Source organism: Desulfonatronum sp. SC1 (genome assembly GCF_003046795.1).
GTDB lineage: Bacteria > Desulfobacterota > Desulfovibrionia > Desulfovibrionales > Desulfonatronaceae > Desulfonatronum.
In genome coordinates this window covers 89408-105470 of sequence record NZ_PZKN01000005.1, presented here as the reverse complement: position 1 = coordinate 105470, position 16063 = coordinate 89408, and the positions used below count along the sequence as shown (strand labels likewise).

General features: G+C 52.6%; 14 protein-coding genes and 1 riboswitch. Of the genes, 1 reads left to right on the top strand and 13 read right to left on the bottom strand.

The window, feature by feature from the left end:
- Positions 1-13: 13 nt before the first annotated feature.
- The 6 genes from C6366_RS04285 to C6366_RS04260 form a co-directional block, all read right to left on the bottom strand.
- Complete coding sequence (locus C6366_RS04285) at positions 14-313, bottom strand: hypothetical protein (RefSeq protein ID WP_146164764.1); 300 nt, start codon at positions 311-313, stop codon at positions 14-16.
- Between the two features lie 81 nt (positions 314-394).
- Positions 395-913 carry a PilX N-terminal domain-containing pilus assembly protein gene (locus tag C6366_RS04280; protein ID WP_107736111.1) on the bottom strand — a complete coding sequence of 173 codons (519 nt, stop codon included), beginning with the start codon at positions 911-913 and terminating at the stop codon, positions 395-397.
- An 11-nt stretch (positions 914-924) separates the two neighbouring features.
- Entirely contained in the window at positions 925-1971 is a 1047-nt protein-coding gene (locus tag C6366_RS04275; RefSeq protein WP_158269642.1) for a PilW family protein, read from the bottom strand.
- A gap of 10 nt (positions 1972-1981) precedes the next feature.
- On the bottom strand, positions 1982-2437 hold the full coding sequence (pilV, locus tag C6366_RS04270; protein ID WP_107736109.1) for a type IV pilus modification protein PilV: 456 nt from the start codon (positions 2435-2437) through the stop codon (positions 1982-1984).
- Positions 2438-2468: 31 nt separating this feature from the next.
- On the bottom strand, positions 2469-4661 hold the full coding sequence (locus C6366_RS04265) for a hypothetical protein (RefSeq protein WP_107736108.1): 2193 nt from the start codon (positions 4659-4661) through the stop codon (positions 2469-2471).
- Between the two features lie 115 nt (positions 4662-4776).
- Positions 4777-5307 (bottom strand): GspH/FimT family pseudopilin, encoded by a 531-nt coding sequence (locus tag C6366_RS04260; RefSeq protein WP_158269636.1) that lies wholly within the window; start codon positions 5305-5307, stop codon positions 4777-4779.
- 240 nt (positions 5308-5547) lie between these two features.
- Positions 5548-5638, bottom strand: a riboswitch (cyclic di-GMP riboswitch).
- 489 nt (positions 5639-6127) lie between these two features.
- On the opposite strand from C6366_RS04260, the gene C6366_RS04255 reads away from it, so the two are divergent.
- Entirely contained in the window at positions 6128-8344 is a 2217-nt protein-coding gene (locus C6366_RS04255; protein WP_158269635.1) for an STT3 domain-containing protein, read from the top strand.
- A gap of 45 nt (positions 8345-8389) precedes the next feature.
- Here the strand turns inward: C6366_RS04255 and C6366_RS04250 are convergent, their stop codons facing one another.
- From C6366_RS04250 to C6366_RS04220, 7 genes are all read right to left on the bottom strand, one after another.
- Positions 8390-9856 (bottom strand): MraY family glycosyltransferase, encoded by a 1467-nt coding sequence (locus C6366_RS04250; protein WP_107736105.1) that lies wholly within the window; start codon positions 9854-9856, stop codon positions 8390-8392.
- A 7-nt stretch (positions 9857-9863) separates the two neighbouring features.
- The gene (locus tag C6366_RS04245) at positions 9864-10517 is read right to left on the bottom strand and encodes a bifunctional 2-polyprenyl-6-hydroxyphenol methylase/3-demethylubiquinol 3-O-methyltransferase UbiG (protein WP_158269634.1); all 654 of its coding nucleotides are present in this window, start codon (positions 10515-10517) and stop codon (positions 9864-9866) included.
- Between the two features lie 107 nt (positions 10518-10624).
- Positions 10625-11392: a glycosyltransferase family 2 protein gene (locus tag C6366_RS04240; RefSeq protein ID WP_107736103.1), complete on the bottom strand. Its 768-nt coding sequence runs from the start codon at positions 11390-11392 to the stop codon at positions 10625-10627.
- Between the two features lies 1 nt (position 11393).
- Positions 11394-12587, bottom strand: coding sequence for a glycosyltransferase (locus C6366_RS04235; RefSeq protein ID WP_107736102.1), 1194 nt, complete (start codon positions 12585-12587; stop codon positions 11394-11396).
- 44 nt (positions 12588-12631) lie between these two features.
- A complete protein-coding gene (locus C6366_RS04230; protein ID WP_199221423.1) occupies positions 12632-13711 on the bottom strand; it encodes a glycosyltransferase in 1080 nt (359 codons plus the stop codon).
- Between the two features lie 71 nt (positions 13712-13782).
- Positions 13783-14580, bottom strand: a complete 798-nt coding sequence (locus C6366_RS04225; RefSeq protein ID WP_107736100.1) for a sulfotransferase — start codon at positions 14578-14580, stop codon at positions 13783-13785.
- Positions 14577-15944 (bottom strand): flippase, encoded by a 1368-nt coding sequence (locus tag C6366_RS04220; protein ID WP_107736099.1) that lies wholly within the window; start codon positions 15942-15944, stop codon positions 14577-14579. Before C6366_RS04220 ends, C6366_RS04225 begins: the two co-directional genes overlap by 4 nt.
- Positions 15945-16063: the final 119 nt, after the last annotated feature.

Genomic DNA, 16063 nt, shown 5'->3' with positions numbered 1-16063 from the left:
ATCTCCATGATTCCTATTGGTGCATTTCCAGGATCTCAATCCGGTGGACGAATCCCGCCTCAAGAAAAATTCTTCCAAGGGTTATGTGGCCGACGTCCATCAAGTTTTGATGGGATAAATAGATGTCGTCCTCCGGAAGATAGAAAAGCGTCCCTACTTTCTGCTTTCCTGTTTCGGACGAAACGCTGGACAGTTGCAACGGGAAAAGCTGATCCTGTGCCAGAATATGGTCCTTGCCGATATACTCGATGAATGCCTCAAACGTCTTTCCAGGATCAGCGGCATGGGATGCGATCCCGAAATGCATGGCCATGACTGTTCCCAAAAGAACAACCGCAAGGCGGGGTAACATGAAAGAGTTCTTTTGCATTGCGCAAACCTCCAAAAGGTTGGATCAGCGCCTGATTATTGTCTGAAGGATCACCTCTGCGCCAGCCGTGCCGCCAACCCCTCTGGCTGTCGCCCGGAACATGGCGATATCCGGCATTTCCCCGAATTTGACGCTTTCCCCGTCCAGTTGAACAGGCTCCAGTTCCTCGATGATCGTCCTGGGCTGTAGCGCAACTCCCTGGACCCCCACGTCATACTCCACGGAAACAGTGCTGTTAGCGGCCCAGGTGGCTGGATGCAGCCACAGGGTCCTGTCGGGCTGATGAAGACCGTCGGTCCCCTCGAAAGCCGGCAAGGACGCGACCTGGAGAAACTGCTCGGCTTCGCGCAACGCCGCCTCGGCGGCCTGGAACGCGAGGTCCTTGTCCCGCAGGTTCCCGGCCATCTTTTCCTGCTGGGACGTGGAATTCATCCCGGCAACACCGATGAGAGTCAGCACCAGAAGAATGACCAGGGCCAGAACCAGGGTCGAGCCTTGTTCGGTGCTCGAGCTTGCGATTTCAGGAGGAGGTTTGCGTCGCATGTTTCTTCTCGCTATTTCAGTCTGTTGCGCAGGCCGATCGTGGTTGTAAAAACACGCCGGATATGCCGATCGTTGTAAGGGCCAAATTCTGTTTCTAAGACGTCATAGGGCTTCGTGTGCGGATCCATACCCCGAATTTCCTCCATGGTCCGCATCAGCAGGCCGATCTGGATGCTGCGCACCCTTTCCCAGTCACCGACTTCGTCGGCAACGACATACTCGTTCACGATCCCGTCACCGTCCGTATCCTCGCCATACAGAACCTGCATGGTCTCCACCCCCTCGACAAGGGGTTGCGCGGCTGCTGTCCCCTCTTTTCGATACAGGGCAAAATTGTCCCGCACATGATAAATCAAGGTCGCCACTTTCATTATCTCGGAGTCCGGACCGAAGCGCTCATTATCGGGTGCGCTGGCCCCGCCCCAGGAAGCATACTCAGGCATGTTCCCCGGGTCGCCTGATACACCATGCACAATACGCAAACCCGCTGGTATTTTTTGAAAACTAGATATTTGAAAAACTCGTGATTTGACGCAATCGGAAATCAAAAGGATATCTCCCTCGCAAAGACCACTGACTCGCTGTGCGCCATCACAAGCCTTAGGTTCATCAGAGGTGACTTCCACGGTTAAGTTTGCTGACTCCTTATTCTGGACTAACTGTACGGAATCACCAGCCATGGTGCGAACGACAATGACATCAGACCCGGCGCGAGTCGGCAAGTTCTCGAGATCGGAAACCGACGTCCCCACATCGTCATACCCGAACACTCCCACATTGAAATCATACGCCCAATCTGTTGCATTGTTGAGGGTGTTGGTCAGGGGGCCGGAGGAAACGCAGCCGCGATATCCCGCCTGCCGTACGTCCCTGGTGATGAAGTCCAGGGCGAAACGCCCGTTCTCCTGCACCCGGGAGAGGCCTGCCTGCATCCGGTAGGTCAGGGTGACGCTTTGAAAGATCTGATATACGCCGCCCAGGACGATCATCAGGATGACCATGGTCACCAAGGCCTCGACTATGGTCAGCCCCCTCTGTTTATGCACGGTGTCGTTCATGCTCGCGTCCTCACAGCTCGGACTGGGTTGCAAATTCCTGCAGGGGTGCATCGCCGGACTCCTTCCAGGCGATCCTCACGGTGACCACTAAATCGTTCATTTCTATAGCACCATCTCCGCCGGATCCCGGGAAGACCGTGGCCAGGGCGTCCTTCCACTGCTCCAGGTCCGTCTTGACCGTGTCCGGCAGATTCACGGCCGGCCCCTCCCCGAAATCGATGACATACTGGGAGGCATTGGGGCGATTGGCCCGCATCCTGTCGATAATGTCATAGGACATCAGTGTTGCCTGGGAGCGGAAGTAGGCGTCGTTATTATGCTGCAGCGATCTGACCTGCAATGCGGCCAAACCCAGCAGACCTATCGCCAGGATGAGCAGGCCGACCAGGACCTCAAGCAGGGAAAAACCGCGAGGGGTTCTCTGCCTCGGAGGGGCCGAAAGAAGAGGATCGTGTCCATTGTCCATGCGCAAAGCGCCTCCCCAGGCCGGTCCGGCCTCAATCGCCCAGCAGCAGCAGGATCACGCCGGGCGACATGCCGTGGCGCGACCGGCTGAAGCTCGCGTTGAGCGTGCAGTTGGATGTGATCGGGCCCGTGGTGTAGGTGTTGCCGTTGAACGAACCCTTGGGGCAATTGCCGCCCATGGGGCGCTTGAAGAAGCCGAAGTCCGGCACCACCGTGAAGCTGGCCGTGGAGCCGAAACCCACTTGGCGCATACCGGGCGTGATCATGCCGTTGGGCCCGACCGTGGCCGTGACGGTGCGTTGTCCCGTGGCAAAGCTAAAATTGATCGAGCAATTTGTGTCCACTACACCCGTGGTATAGACATTGCCGTTCCATGAACCTTTCGGGCATGTTCCTGTTTCTCCGCCGTGGTAGTGTTTGTTCGTTGGTGGCGTGACCGTGAAGCTGGCCGTGCCCCCCTGTGCCACCTGCTGGGAAGAGGGCGAGACCGTGCCACCCTCGCTGACCTGCGCGGTTACCGTACGCTTGGCCTGGGTGAAGCTGAAGCTGATGTCGCAGGCATTGGTGATGCCCCCGGTGGTGTAGGTGTTGCCGCTCCACCCGCCGCTGGCCCCCGGCGGGCAATCCCCGCCCACCTCGCCGTGTTCATACCCGCCCGCCGGTGTGACCGTGTAGCTGAATGTCGCGCCGTGGGCCACCTGACGCGTTCCCAGCGGGGAAACCGTGCCGTTGGGTCCAACGCTCGAGGTCACGGGATGCGTGTTCTGGGTGAAGTTGAACTCCACGGAGCAGCTGGAAATGACACTTGGGATGGTGTAGGTGTTGCCGCTGAAGGACCCGGACGGACACGAGCCGCCCACGGCGCCGTGCAGATAACCCGAGACGGGCGTGACCGTGAAGCCGGCCGGGTTGCCGTGGCTGACCGTGCGGGACGAGGGCGTGACGCTGCCGTTGGACCCGGCGCTGGCCGACACGGTGTGGCTCTCGCTTGTGAAATTAAAATGAGCCGTGCAGTTGGAGGTGATATTGCCTGTGGTGTAGGTGTCGCCGCTCCATGAACCGGTCGGGCACGTGCCGCCCACTGCGCCGCGCAGCATGCCGTAGTTGGCAACCGCGCTGAAGACTGCTGGAGTCCCGCTGGCCACGTTGAATGTCCCAGTGGGAGAAACCTGGCCTCCGGGACTGGCTGTGGCCGTGACCTCCCGAATCAGGCCGAATTCCACGGAAACCGTGCAGTTCTGGGTCACGGCGGCCGTATAATAGATGCCGCTGTTGGAGGTGGAATCGCGCCACAGCGTGCCTCCGCACCCGGTCGCGTTGACAATGGCATTGCCACCGCTCGGCGTGATGCTGAACGACGTGGTGGAGCCGTGGGCAACGGTTTGCGAAGTCGGGGAAATGGTGCCCAAGCCCTGTTTGTTCGTGCTCACTGTGCGGTTGGGCGGGGTTGAACCGCTGACCACGGTCCCCCGGACAATGATGTTGGAGCCTGTTCCGGCCACGGTGTACGGAACCAATGGCTCGATTTCCGAAATCCGATGCTCAAAGGACCCGGCAAAGTTGGCAATGCCTCCTCCGCCTCTGATCTGCTCAGGATCTTTGTTGGGGTCCATATTGGAATCCCCATACCCGTAGACCCTGAACGTCACCGTGGGGATGTTATCATATTGGGAGCCCAGGTTGGCGGTGAGCACCCCTTGGTCAATGCGCTGGTTGTTCGGGTCGCTGAAAGGGGCGGGCAGGGTCAACTGGGCGATGTGGTTGTCTTTATCATACCCGTCGATGCTGGAATACAACCGGTATATCCGCGCGCCTTTTTTGTCCCCGCCGATGAAGTTATCGTAAGCCTCGCGGGCCACGCCCACGGAGATGCTGGTCAGGTTCATCCGGTGCGTGTTCGGATTGTCCGCGCTGACGGTAAACTCGTAGTAGTCCTGCCCCATGTTCAGCGTCTCAAACGTCTGCGGCCAGTTGATGAGCCACATGTTCTCGCTTTTATAGCCCCACCAGTTACTGTCGTACACCGTGGTTCCCTTCCTGACGACTATCGACCCGGGGGTCACGTTGGCATGCTTGGAATCCCTGGGCGAGGTCCAGTTCAGCTGGGAACCGTTCCATGCTGCCGCGGACAGACCACGGATGTTGTAGACCACGAGATCGGACTGGGCGCGGGCAACGCCGGCAGTGAGCGTCAAGGCCAGAAGAAGCAGGAAGACATGCCTCATGAAATGCTCCTTGTGAATATTTTACATGAAACTTTCAAAACATACCGCATGGCGTTCTCTTGGTCGGCGGTTGCCCTGGATGTCTTGGGCCTTTTCCCGCGGATCAGCATGACCTTCACGGGCAGGAAACCCTCTCCATGCGGACCCTGCCCGACACGGCAACATCGAAGTTCACGCCGCGATTCCAACCGCACAGCCTGATTGTTCCGTCCTGGGACAGTTGCGTCGCTCCTCCGGCCACGTAGGAAACATAGTCGCTGACATTCGTTTTATTCCCGCTGTCATTGTCGCCGGTCATTGTCATACCCTTGGCCAAGGCCCCGTGGTACCTGAGAATCAGGCCGGAATCTTCGAAATCGTCAGGGTTGGCCGGATCAAGGAATACGATCCAGCCTTGCTCCCAGTCGCCGTTTTCGGTGCAGTCTTCACCGTCGGCGCTTTTGCACACCGTGACCCTATGCCCGCGCTTGATGGCTTCGCTCCGGGCAAAGCTCAGGGTGCTCACGAATTCGTCGGCAGTAGTCGAAATCCGAGTTCTGTGCACAAAGTATTGCAAAGAGGGGATGCCCATTGCCGCGATGATGGAGATAATCGCCACAACCACCAACACCTCAATGATGCTTAGTCCGGATGCTTTTCCAGCCATTGCATCTGGGAATCCATTGTTTGTCATCGCACGGTTTGACATTAAGAACCCTGACTCCAAAGCTAACTCATGACAAAGGGGCCGATTCTAAACGACCCGGAACGGTGGTCATGGTTTGGATCGGTTGCCGGAAGGACGAGGGAACGAGCCGAATATCGCGAAAGGGGAAGAGCACGCGAGCGGACCGGAAAGGTCGCAGGGCGGGGAAGGAAGCTGGAAAAAGGATCGTATCCTTAACAGTCCGGCGACCCCGCTACCCTATCCCGTTTGCACGAAACGTAGGCCGGTGGCTTTGCGTCGCATCCTTTCGGATGTTTTGCCCTTGTCGGATATTTGGAGTCAACATTAATCTGTTTCAAGAAGTTTGTCTATATGTCCTGGACAGCTTCCAGCAGTTCTACGTCAAAATCGCATGGCTGCATGTTATTACTAAACAGGCAAAAAGTTCATCACGGAACGTGTCAAGCAAAGTATCCAGTGATAACAAGGCTATGAGGGAGTCAGATTTTGCGATGCAGGGGACTTTGATGGGTCCATGGAGTGTGGAACGGGAAGTTTGATTTCAGTAAGTTTGACGAGTAGGTTTGAAATCGAAAATTTTTCGATGTTGCAAAATTTCTTGAGTGGCCATGAATTGACATATTGCCGGGAGACGTCATGACGATTTTAATCTTATTCCGCGACCTTGACCACAGCCTATCCCGTCCCGCCTCTTTCCCCGTTTGTCGGTGTCGCTGATCTGTGCATCCATCAAAGATACTCGATCATGTCTGAAACAGCATATGTCCGTACACGAATTGATGAATCATCTGGAGCTGACATGATTGACGGCCCATCTTCCGCGCCTTTTTCCGCGCCATCCTCGGCATCTTCCCCTGGCCTTGCCCCTCAACCATCCCGGCGCCTCTTGCTCCTCCTCACGATTTTGGCCTCGATTTTGGCTTTTGCCGTCTGCCTGAACCTGCGTCTGATGGAAGCCCCTGCCTGGAACAGCGAGTGGTTTCAGGTCCAGGGCGAGCCGCTGATGTCCACCCACGATGCCTATTATTTTCTGGCTGGGGCCCAGGGAACGGGGCGGCCGCACCCGGACCACGAAGGCTTTTTCCGGTTGACCCGGTTTTTCCAAGCAGTCACTGGAATGTCTCTGAATCAACTGGGGTTCTGGCTGCCGGTGTTTCTCGCTCCGCTGGTGGTCTTTCCCCTGGCCTTTCTAGCTTGGCGGGAGGGAGCGCCTGAGGCCGTCCTGCCCATGGGCATCCTGGCCGGGGGGAGCATGGGATTTTTGATCCGCACTCGGCTGGGATATTATGACCATGACATGCTCTCCCTGTTGCTGCCCGTACTTATTGCCGTTGGGCTGCTGGTTTTTTTGGATCGCGGGCTGCCGAGCCGTTCCGATCCGGAGAGCGAGAGACCGGAACCGGGCATGGCCGGTCTGATCGCGGGGTGTCTTGGCCTGGGGCTTCTGGGCTGGGGATACCTGCGTTTCTATGCCTCCGGCCTGCCGATCCTGGCGGGGATCGTGGGCATGGGGCTTGTTCTGACGCTGGTCCTGGGACGGGATATGCGGCAACGAGTTCTGTTGGGATCGGTCCTGGGCGCGGTGTATGTTTTGGCCGTGAACCTGCCCTTTGGTCTGGTGATTCTCGGGCTAATGGGGCTGGTTTTCGGCCCCCTGTCCAGACACTTTGAGAAAAGAGGGCCGCTGGGTATCGCGGTTGTCGGGATTGTCGCCTTGGTGCTGATCGGCGCGGAAATCCACCTTCTTTTTTTCGAGGTCATGCGACAGCTAGGGAAATACGCCCCCCTGCTCGGTGAAGGCAATCAGACCGCCGCTGATCTGGCCTGGCCGTCGGTGATGCAAAGCGTTCGCGAGGCCCGTCTGCTTTCGCCGTTTTTCATGGCTGAGCGCTCCGGAGGGACGTGGTGGATTTTCGCTGCCGGGGTGGTCGGCTATGTCTATCTTTGTTGGCACAGGCCCTTGTACCTGATTTTTTTGCCGTTAATGGCTCTGGCCCTCGGCTCGGTCAAGCTGGGGGCCCGGTTCACCATGTACGGGGGGGTGCCCGCGGGGCTGGGGCTGGGAATCGGATTGGCCCTGTTGTTGCGCAACCTGGGGCTGCGCCAACGTGTCGGGGCGCTGGTGCTCAGCGCCTTCGGGCTTGTGGCCGCGGCCCTGATTTGGGCCCAGGCCGAGGGTTTGTCTCCCCAACCGGTCATGTCCCGGGCCTATGCCGAGACCCTCCAGGAGCTGCGCGACGTGGCCGCAAAGAACGCCAGGGTCTGGCTGTGGTGGGACTACGGCTATGCGACGCAATACTATGCCCGGCGGGCCTCTTTTGGCGACGGTGCGCTGAATTCCCGGAACTACCTGTTTCCCTTGGCCTTGGTCCATTCCACGGATTCGCCCATGCAGGCCGCGCAGATGATCAAGCTGGTCACCAGCTCCCAAATGGAGCATTGGCGCGGGGCCGGCTCGCCGGGGTCTGACGATGGCGAGATTCCTTGGCGGCTCTATCTTCAGCAGCCCCTGGTCGATTGGCGAGACATTCCAGCCGATGAGGCGCAAGCAATTGTTGACGACTTGGCCGAGGTCCGCCGCGCTTGGCCGGATGATCTCCCGGAACAGCTCTTCCTGCTTTCCTGGGGCAACCTGAATCTTGCGCATTGGATCACCACCTTCGGCAACTGGGACCTGCGCACGGGGCAGGGGCAGGGCGGAAGGATGCAGCGAGTGTCCGCTGATGTGCAATTCGACCTGGAAACCGGTTTTATCGTTCCGGCGCAAGGGGAACCGATCCCGCTGGACGGGTTTCTCCATGTCGAGGGAAAGCTGTCGAGAGAACAGCAGTGGGGAAACGACAGTGGTCGTTTTGCCGTGTATAACGACTCCCTGAAGCAGTTACTGCTGATGGACAGGACCCTGTACAAGTCCATGCTGGTCCAGATGCTCCTGGCCGACCCCGAGGAGTTCGCGGAGCACTTTGAGCTGGTGGTGGACCGTTTTCCCTGGACCAGGGTCTACCGGGTCCGGTGACTTGGCATGCTTGGAGATGCCGACGGGCAGTGATCTTGACCGTGCTCAGGGGAGAGCAGACGTCGTTGTGGTGGCTGTCAGGCGGTTAAGGGCTATTGTTGCTGATCGGCGCAACAGTTCGGCATCGGCCAGGGATGAGCCGGTCATGGAGCGGTTTCGCGGGTCTTTGGACAGAATCAGGATTCCCAAGCGGCCCCCTTGGCCATTGAGCAAGGGAATTCGGAGCAGCAGGCGGTTGATTTTGTCGGCAGGCTCGGAAGATATGACTTGTTGCGCGTCATCAAGGGACACGACGAGGCGGCCCTCGAAGCCAAACGCATGCATCGCCGTTTCTGCATTCCGGTGCAGCGTGTTCAGGTTCCGGGCGTTTTCCAGTTTCTTAAGCATTTCGTTCAATGCCGTGCTTCGGCCTGGAGCCATGTCGTCCTTGCGTCGGAGAATGGTTTCGTTCCAGCCTGGGATGCAGCGCAACCGCAAGGTTTCCATGTAGCCCAGCCGTCCGGCGAACAGAAAGGCCCCGGCCCCAATCAGGACCAGGAATACGCCGCTGCGCTCGTCACGGAGGTTTACCAGGATAATGGCCAGAATGCAGAGCGTCGCGGTCAGGCCGTAGAGCAGCAGGACGGCCTTACGCGTACCCAGGCCCATTTGAAGCAGTCGGTGGTGGATATGGTCGCTGTCCGGCTGGAAAACGCCGCTACCCTGCACGAAGCGGCGCACTGCGGCCAACAGGGTGTCCAGCAGCGGCAGGCCCATTGCCAGGATCGGGATCAGGATCGCGGCACCCACATGGCTCTTGACCGAGGTGATCAGTCCGAAACCGGCGATGGCATAGCCCAAAAAATACGTGCCGGCATCCCCCAGGAAGATCGAGGCCGGGTGGAAATTGGAACGCAGAAAGCCCAGCACCGAACCAGCCAGGGCCGCGAAAAACAGGGCCGTGAGATAATCCTCCCGCGGAATGGCCAGCACGATCATCACCAGGGACGCGAAAAAAACAATCCCTCCCACCAGCCCGTCCAGCCCGTCCATCAGGTTCAGGGCGTTCATGAACAGCAGGAACCAGAACACGGTCAAGATGTACGAGGTGACCGGGTCGAAGAAGATAGTCATGCCGAACAACGCAAACTTTTCCAGAGCGATGCCCCCGGCATAGGCCGCCGAGGCCGCCAGAATCTGGACCGGGAGCTTTCTCCAGGCATTCAACCGGAAGAGGTCGTCATAAAGTCCCAACCCCAGGGCGATCAACGCCCCGGCCAGCAGGCCGAGCAGAGACCGATCCGGGATTATCAGCCTGGAGACATCCGTGCCCCAGGCCCAGGCAGCGAGCAGGGCCAGTGAAACGGCGATAAAAATCGCCAGCCCTCCGGCCCGGGGAATGGTCCCGTCATGCACCCTGCGCCCGCCGGGTCGGTCCACCGCCCCCACTGCCCGTCCAAACCAGCCTGCCAGCGGGGTCAGGATCAGCCCCAGAAGCAGGGCGAGGAGGAATGTGGCCAGGATAGTGGTCATGGGGAAATCAGATTTTTGCGTCCGTCAAAAATAAATTAACATCGGAATGCCGGACCACATAAAATCTGGTTGTGGACTTGTTGATGGCCTTGGTCAGTACCTTGTTCTTGCGACTGCACAAGAAATCATCAATGTCACGGTAATCAAATCCCAGGTGTGTTGCGTACCGCTCTTTCCCTGGTCGGAATTGCGACAGACGCCGCCCGCGCAACAAGGCTAACAGATAGTCCTTGGGTAATATGCCAAGTTCCTTAAGCTCCCTGCCAAGGCTTCTCTTGGCGATGATCTTGCCGAGACCGACTAGCCCGATCTCGATGGGAACTGCGATCAGCAACGTGCCGCCGGGTTTAACGCTGTTCAGCAATACTTGCAGGGCATTGTCGAGATTGCCAACATGTTCCAAGGTTTCCAGGCAGGTGACAAAATCGAATGGAAGGTCAGCCTGATGCTTGTTCAGGTCGAGCTTCTGAAAGTTGATTGTGGGATAGGCCGCCTGGGCTGCCTTGAGATTGTCCGTATTGGAATCAAAGCCATATGATTGCCGTGCACCAATTAATCCGGCCAAGAGATTTGTCAGGTAGCCGTTGGAACAGCCAAAGTCGGCATAATTGGCGACATGGCTGGGAACATGTTTTTTCGCAAGCCGTGCAATGTGCCGCAAACGCATTCGATGCGTTAGGTTGCGTAGTCGGCCGTCCGTGTATGTCAGGGAGTGATCCAGAGGCATTGGGAGGTGGTTGTTTGCGTTGTTGGTGAGGCCAAAAAAGCTTATTTTCTGAATACGGCCCGCCAGGCGTACGAAGAAAAGCAGGTCGCGCTTTCGAGGAATCCGAGCTTTTCAAGCTCACGGTATATTTGCCATTGCCGCCGAGCCTTGCCGATTTTATTTCTGGAAATCGAACCAGGAACTATCCGGTATTTCGTCAACGCTATTGGAAGGCATGTAGCGGGAACACCCGTCCGCAAGAGAGCAAGCCAGAAAGCATAGTCCTGTCCTGTGCGTAACTCGGGCATGCGCGATTCACTGATCAGGGACCGTTCGATCATCACCGTGGAACAGCCCATGGTCGCCTTTTTACGCAACATATCCTTGTAATTGAATGGTATTTGTGATTTGCCGTCCACGATCTTGCCCGTGGATTGGCCATGTTGGTCAATGATTTCGAACGCAGTGAAAGAAAACGGGATGTTTCCAGAGGTCATGAAATCCAGGTGGGCTTCGAGCTTGGATGGAAGCCAAACATCGTCCGCGTCAAGAAAGGCAAAATATTGCCCTTTGGCTCTGTCCATAGAGCAATTACGGGAAAAAGCGGGCCCCTTGTTTGCATCGTTGCGAACAGCCTTGATCCTGTTGTCCGAAGCGCACAGGGCCTGGAGCTTCGCCCATGTACCGTCCTGTGAAAAATCGTCCGTGATCAGCCATTCCCAGTCTTGATGCGTTTGGGAGCGGACGCTGGCGGCGGTTTGGGCCATGAACGCAGCACTGTTGAATGTTGGGGTGATGATGGAAATGAGAAAAGAAACCCCAGATGGCATTCTATTGTCTCCATTTGCCTATATATTCTTTCATTAAAATCTCTGCATTAAATTTTTTTTCTATAAATTTATGAGCATTTTCTGCAATTCTTTCTTTTTCAAAATAAGACAGTTGCGTTATTATATTAGCAGTAATTTCTACATCATTATCTGAAACAATAAATCCTGTTTCGCCATGCAAAATTAGCTCCTCAATGCCTGGAGTATAAGAAGAAATGCATATACATTTTGCAAGCATTGCTTCCTTGATAACGTTGGGAAGTCTTTCACCTTTTTTATATGACAATAAAACAAAAAAAGCATGTTTTTTCATCATTTGAAATAAGTTATGCTGCTGTATATGGCCATAAAATTTAATATAGTCTCGTATTCCTTTTGAATCTGATAGATTTTCTAACTTTTTTCGAAAATTACCATCACCAACAATTGAAAGTTGAGCGTCTGGTGTTCTTTTTAAAACAATATCGAATGCTTGTATAACTTTATCAAATCCTTTTTCTTTAATTAATCTTCCAGCGGTGAGTATCTTGTTTCTTTTTGCACATGTTATATTAGAAAAGCTATTAAGGTATGCTATGTCAATGCCTCTATGAACTACAGATATTCGAGACTCATCAAGCCCAATTCCCCTCATCGCTTCGACATTTGCACTGCTTTGAGTGAAAATGAAGTCTGCCATTCTCGCAAGACTGGCACTTATGCCAAGCCTCATTTCCAGATCGTACGCCCCCAAAAACATAGAAACTTTAATTTGTGGCGAATACTTTTTTATTAGATAGCCGACGATGCTTGGATAGTGTCCCCAATACAGATGCGTAACACTTGGATTGTGCTCTTTGATGCGCCTAAAAATGAAAAAGCTTGCAGGCACCAAAGCGAGACATTTCAGTAAGTTGAAAGGCTTGTTAAAGTCATTTTTCAACAGCCAGAAAATTAATGGAATTGACATATTTAAATCACGCAAGCACGCGAATAGGCCGAAAATATACTCCTTGGTGCCGCAACATGTGATCGAGATATTATTTAGGTCGCGATCTTTAACCATCTCTTCAGAATCACGATGTGCCGGTTTTTGTGAAAAAACTTCGATGTCAACTCCAAGTCTATGTAGTATGCGTGCATCACTGCAAGCAAATGTTTCTGAAGGCGCAGGGAATTGAGTGGTTATGTACGCAATCTTTAATTTTTTGTCCATAAGTAAAGCTTTTAGCGAATCATCGTGAATAAAAAAGCTATATTTTAATATATATTTAATGCTTTCAAATAATCTTTGGCAGCTTTATCAACGGAAAAATCAGCGGCACGTTCCCTCACATCAGGAGAATTCGAATTGAAAAATGCGTCACTCATTGCTGTGGCAAGCGCTTTCACATCTCCTACAGGTACAAGTTTTCCCCATTTTCCATTCTCTAATACCTCCGAAGGGCCGCTAGGACAATCTGTACTGACTACTTTGGTCCCGCAGGCCATGGATTCGATCAAGACGCAAGATAATCCCTCCCAACGTGAGGACAACACAAAAACCTTTGCTGCACGCATCCATGAGTAAGGATTGTCAACAAATCCGGGCAGAAGAATTTTTGTTGACAAGTTCAATCTATCAATCAACGCTTGTAACTCATTTCGAAGTTCGCCTTCACCAAGGATGACCAAGCGTGCGGGGGCCTTTTCGCAAAACATTGAAAAAGCCAGTATAAGGGATTGAAAGTCCTTTTGAAGTGTCAAGCGACCAGCCCCAAGAATGATTGGAGGGTGACGTGAGGAAAGCCAAGGGTGCTCGGATGCTACTTGGCTGGCTTGCTCAATACGCATTGCATCAATAGGGTTGTATATCACCCGTATATGTTCTGGTCGTAGGCCGATTAGTCGAGTAAGATCCTCGGCTACGCCTTTGGAAATAGCTACAACCTCATCCGCCATTGGATAAAATGATCGCATAAAAAAGGGAATTGATCGTTTTCGCAAGTCACCTGTATACACTTGCGCAGCACGTAACGTATTCCTTTCGGAAATTACAAGCCGAAGCGGTACATGGGAAAATTTTTTGGCCAAAATCGCGACAATATTGGCATGGCGTAATGCTGAGAGCATAGCCTGCGGTCGTTCCCCGCGGATATACCTAGTGAGGGGAAGTATGCTTGTCGTTACACGAGAAGCTTTAAGATCCACGATACGGACCCTTGGGGAGACATGCTTGATGTACGGCCCCTCAGCCTTGGCCAGAACGAAGTCTGTCCTGATGCCGCGATCAGCAAAGGCGTTAGCCAGTGTGACCATTACTCGTTCCGCTCCGCCGCCGCTGAGCATGGGGAGGAACAAGGCAACTCGTTTTGAGGGAAGTGAGGGCATTTAGCTTGCAAAAATGATTTCTATTGTAATTGAATCAAAAATTACATGTATCCTAATGATACCATCATGTCTTTAGATCTTTTCCAGAAAATATCCAATTCTGATTTTGATAGACCATCTTGCCACGTATTAGTACTATTATATATCGGTTTTCTTGTTTGTTCCGCCCTCAAAGCCATATTAGAATTGTCGTTATTTTTATATGGGGTATATGTCGAGTAGAGCATGGAATCATCAAAATCAATTTTTAAAAAATCACATATCTCACGAATTGTATATGCTGTGTCATTTATAATATTTTCAAAGCGAACAATATGTATCTGGTTATGAAAAATCCAGTCTTTTGCTGGTTCATTGTCAATGATCCACCTTTCGATTGAGTTGTCTAAGTTTAAAAGCCTTTTCTTTAATGACAATATATTATCCCGACCATCTCTGACAGTATACAAAATTTTAGCATTTGGTGTTAATCGAAAAATTCTTTTTATACATAAGCAATGTTTTGGTGTTTTCTCAATAAAAAAATTCTTATTGTATTGTTTAGATAAAAAGTCCCAGCATTTAACAACATTTTTCGAAGTATATAATCCATTTTTAGGTAAAAAAATTCCTGACTCATACCCTATTGGAAAAAAAGATGTGTGGCGGCTTATTAGTGTTGTCAATAGTGTAGTGCCACTATGTCCACATCCAACAACAAAAACTGGATTCGTTTTTATTTCAATAGGTTTTACAAAAGGATCAGATATTGAAAAGTAGCAAGTTTTGATAAAGTTTTTGATCCAACTTGTAGCCGAGACTTGCATATACGGTGAATACTTTGATTTGAACTTTATCATGGTTTCTGTTGTGTTTTTTTAGTATTGCAACACACTGGTAAATATGATATTGTATTTCTATATTTTTTCTTTATACAATAAACTACTGTTGAATTCCAAAAAAGAATACTAAATGATGCAGCTGTTGCAGATCCATGCATTCCATAATTTGGTATAAGAGCGAAACTCATAGTTACATTGATTAATGCAGAGATGAATAGAATATTTCTTAAGGAGTGTTGATTTCCAGTCATATTCATGAATATTCCTGTCGACCCGGAGATGGAATGGACGAACTGTCCAATTACCAGAAAAACCATGGCCATGTATGCGACCTTGAAATCCGCCCCATACAGCATGGCGATGATAGGCTTTCCAAGTAATATCAATGTGATGAGTATCGGGAAAGTGGTCCAGAAGATGAGTTTTGCTGATTTTTGGGCGATATGAAATAGTTCATCCATTTTCCCTGAATGAAAAAGCTCTGAAAATTTTGGAGCGACCATGGTATTGATTGCGGAAAGTATGAAGCTAGTCAAAGATGCAAGACTTACGGCCACGGCATAATAACCAACTTCTTCCTGCGATCTGAATATGCCCAGCATAATAATTCCTGTCTGACCGATGACAAAAGTCATCACCGCGGTCATCAGCATGGGCATCGAAATAGTCAGGAGCTCTTTCATGGGGACCGGGTGCAGGGCTTCGCCTGGGGCTATCTTTTTCTTGAACGCTCTATCCATTATCCATACTCCAACCAGGGCAGTGATGAATATGGACGCAAGCATGGCATAGATGGGGTTGCTTTGATGATATAAGAATATGGTAATGGGAATGAGAATAATCAGTTTGGAAAGAGAAGGCAGAAGCTGCATGAGGGCAAACACTCGGATCAGGCGCAGCCCTCGGACAGCCTGAGTGTTAAGTTGCATCAACGACATGAATACAATGAAAAAAGAAGCCAGGGAAAAATATATCCGAAGGTTGGGCTTGGAGAAAACTGTCTCAGCGATAAGGGCGGAGCATAAAAACATAATTATGCCTGATACTAGCGAGACCCCGATAACAAAAAGCTGGGTTTTGCGATAAACCCGAAAAGCGGATGTCGGGGAATGCTTGGCAAGGTGTTCGGGGATAAGGCGCAGGATGGAGGTCCCCGTGCCCATGACCGCAATAATTGATGCCAAGGCGAGGAAGGATGTCAGTAGGGCCACGACGCCCAACACGTCTGCCCCGTAAAAGCGGGCAATAATAATAGTGGAAAGTAGACCCAGAAAAGTTGCAATAACTCTCGCGCCCAGCGCCCATATCGAGCCGGTAATAATCTCGGTAAAATTTACGTCCGAGGTCAAGTTCTGAAGTATCTTTCCGGGAAAAGTAATCATGTTTCTTTGCTGTGGTGCTGATCTTTGCTGGAAATTTGGTCGTGTTTAATATGCTAGAATGTTGATGTAAAGTTGCTCATAGGCGACATGCCTAGGCGGCCGGCCCAGGGTGCCGGGAC

What these genes read in the sequence shown, in the direction of transcription:
- C6366_RS04285 (WP_146164764.1), bottom strand. Translation starts at nt 313, where the DNA reads ATGGCCATGCATTTCGGGATCGCATCCCATGCCGCTGATCCTGGAAAG.
- C6366_RS04280 (WP_107736111.1), bottom strand. Translation starts at nt 913, where the DNA reads ATGCGACGCAAACCTCCTCCTGAAATCGCAAGCTCGAGCACCGAACAA.
- C6366_RS04275 (WP_158269642.1), bottom strand. Translation starts at nt 1,971, where the DNA reads ATGAACGACACCGTGCATAAACAGAGGGGGCTGACCATAGTCGAGGCC.
- pilV (WP_107736109.1), bottom strand. Translation starts at nt 2,437, where the DNA reads ATGGACAATGGACACGATCCTCTTCTTTCGGCCCCTCCGAGGCAGAGA.
- C6366_RS04265 (WP_107736108.1), bottom strand. Translation starts at nt 4,661, where the DNA reads ATGAGGCATGTCTTCCTGCTTCTTCTGGCCTTGACGCTCACTGCCGGC.
- C6366_RS04260 (WP_158269636.1), bottom strand. Translation starts at nt 5,307, where the DNA reads ATGGCTGGAAAAGCATCCGGACTAAGCATCATTGAGGTGTTGGTGGTT.
- C6366_RS04255 (WP_158269635.1), top strand. Translation starts at nt 6,128, where the DNA reads ATGATTGACGGCCCATCTTCCGCGCCTTTTTCCGCGCCATCCTCGGCA.
- C6366_RS04250 (WP_107736105.1), bottom strand. Translation starts at nt 9,856, where the DNA reads ATGACCACTATCCTGGCCACATTCCTCCTCGCCCTGCTTCTGGGGCTG.
- C6366_RS04240 (WP_107736103.1), bottom strand. Translation starts at nt 11,392, where the DNA reads ATGCCATCTGGGGTTTCTTTTCTCATTTCCATCATCACCCCAACATTC.
- C6366_RS04235 (WP_107736102.1), bottom strand. Translation starts at nt 12,587, where the DNA reads ATGGACAAAAAATTAAAGATTGCGTACATAACCACTCAATTCCCTGCG.
- C6366_RS04225 (WP_107736100.1), bottom strand. Translation starts at nt 14,580, where the DNA reads ATGATAAAGTTCAAATCAAAGTATTCACCGTATATGCAAGTCTCGGCT.
- C6366_RS04220 (WP_107736099.1), bottom strand. Translation starts at nt 15,944, where the DNA reads ATGATTACTTTTCCCGGAAAGATACTTCAGAACTTGACCTCGGACGTA.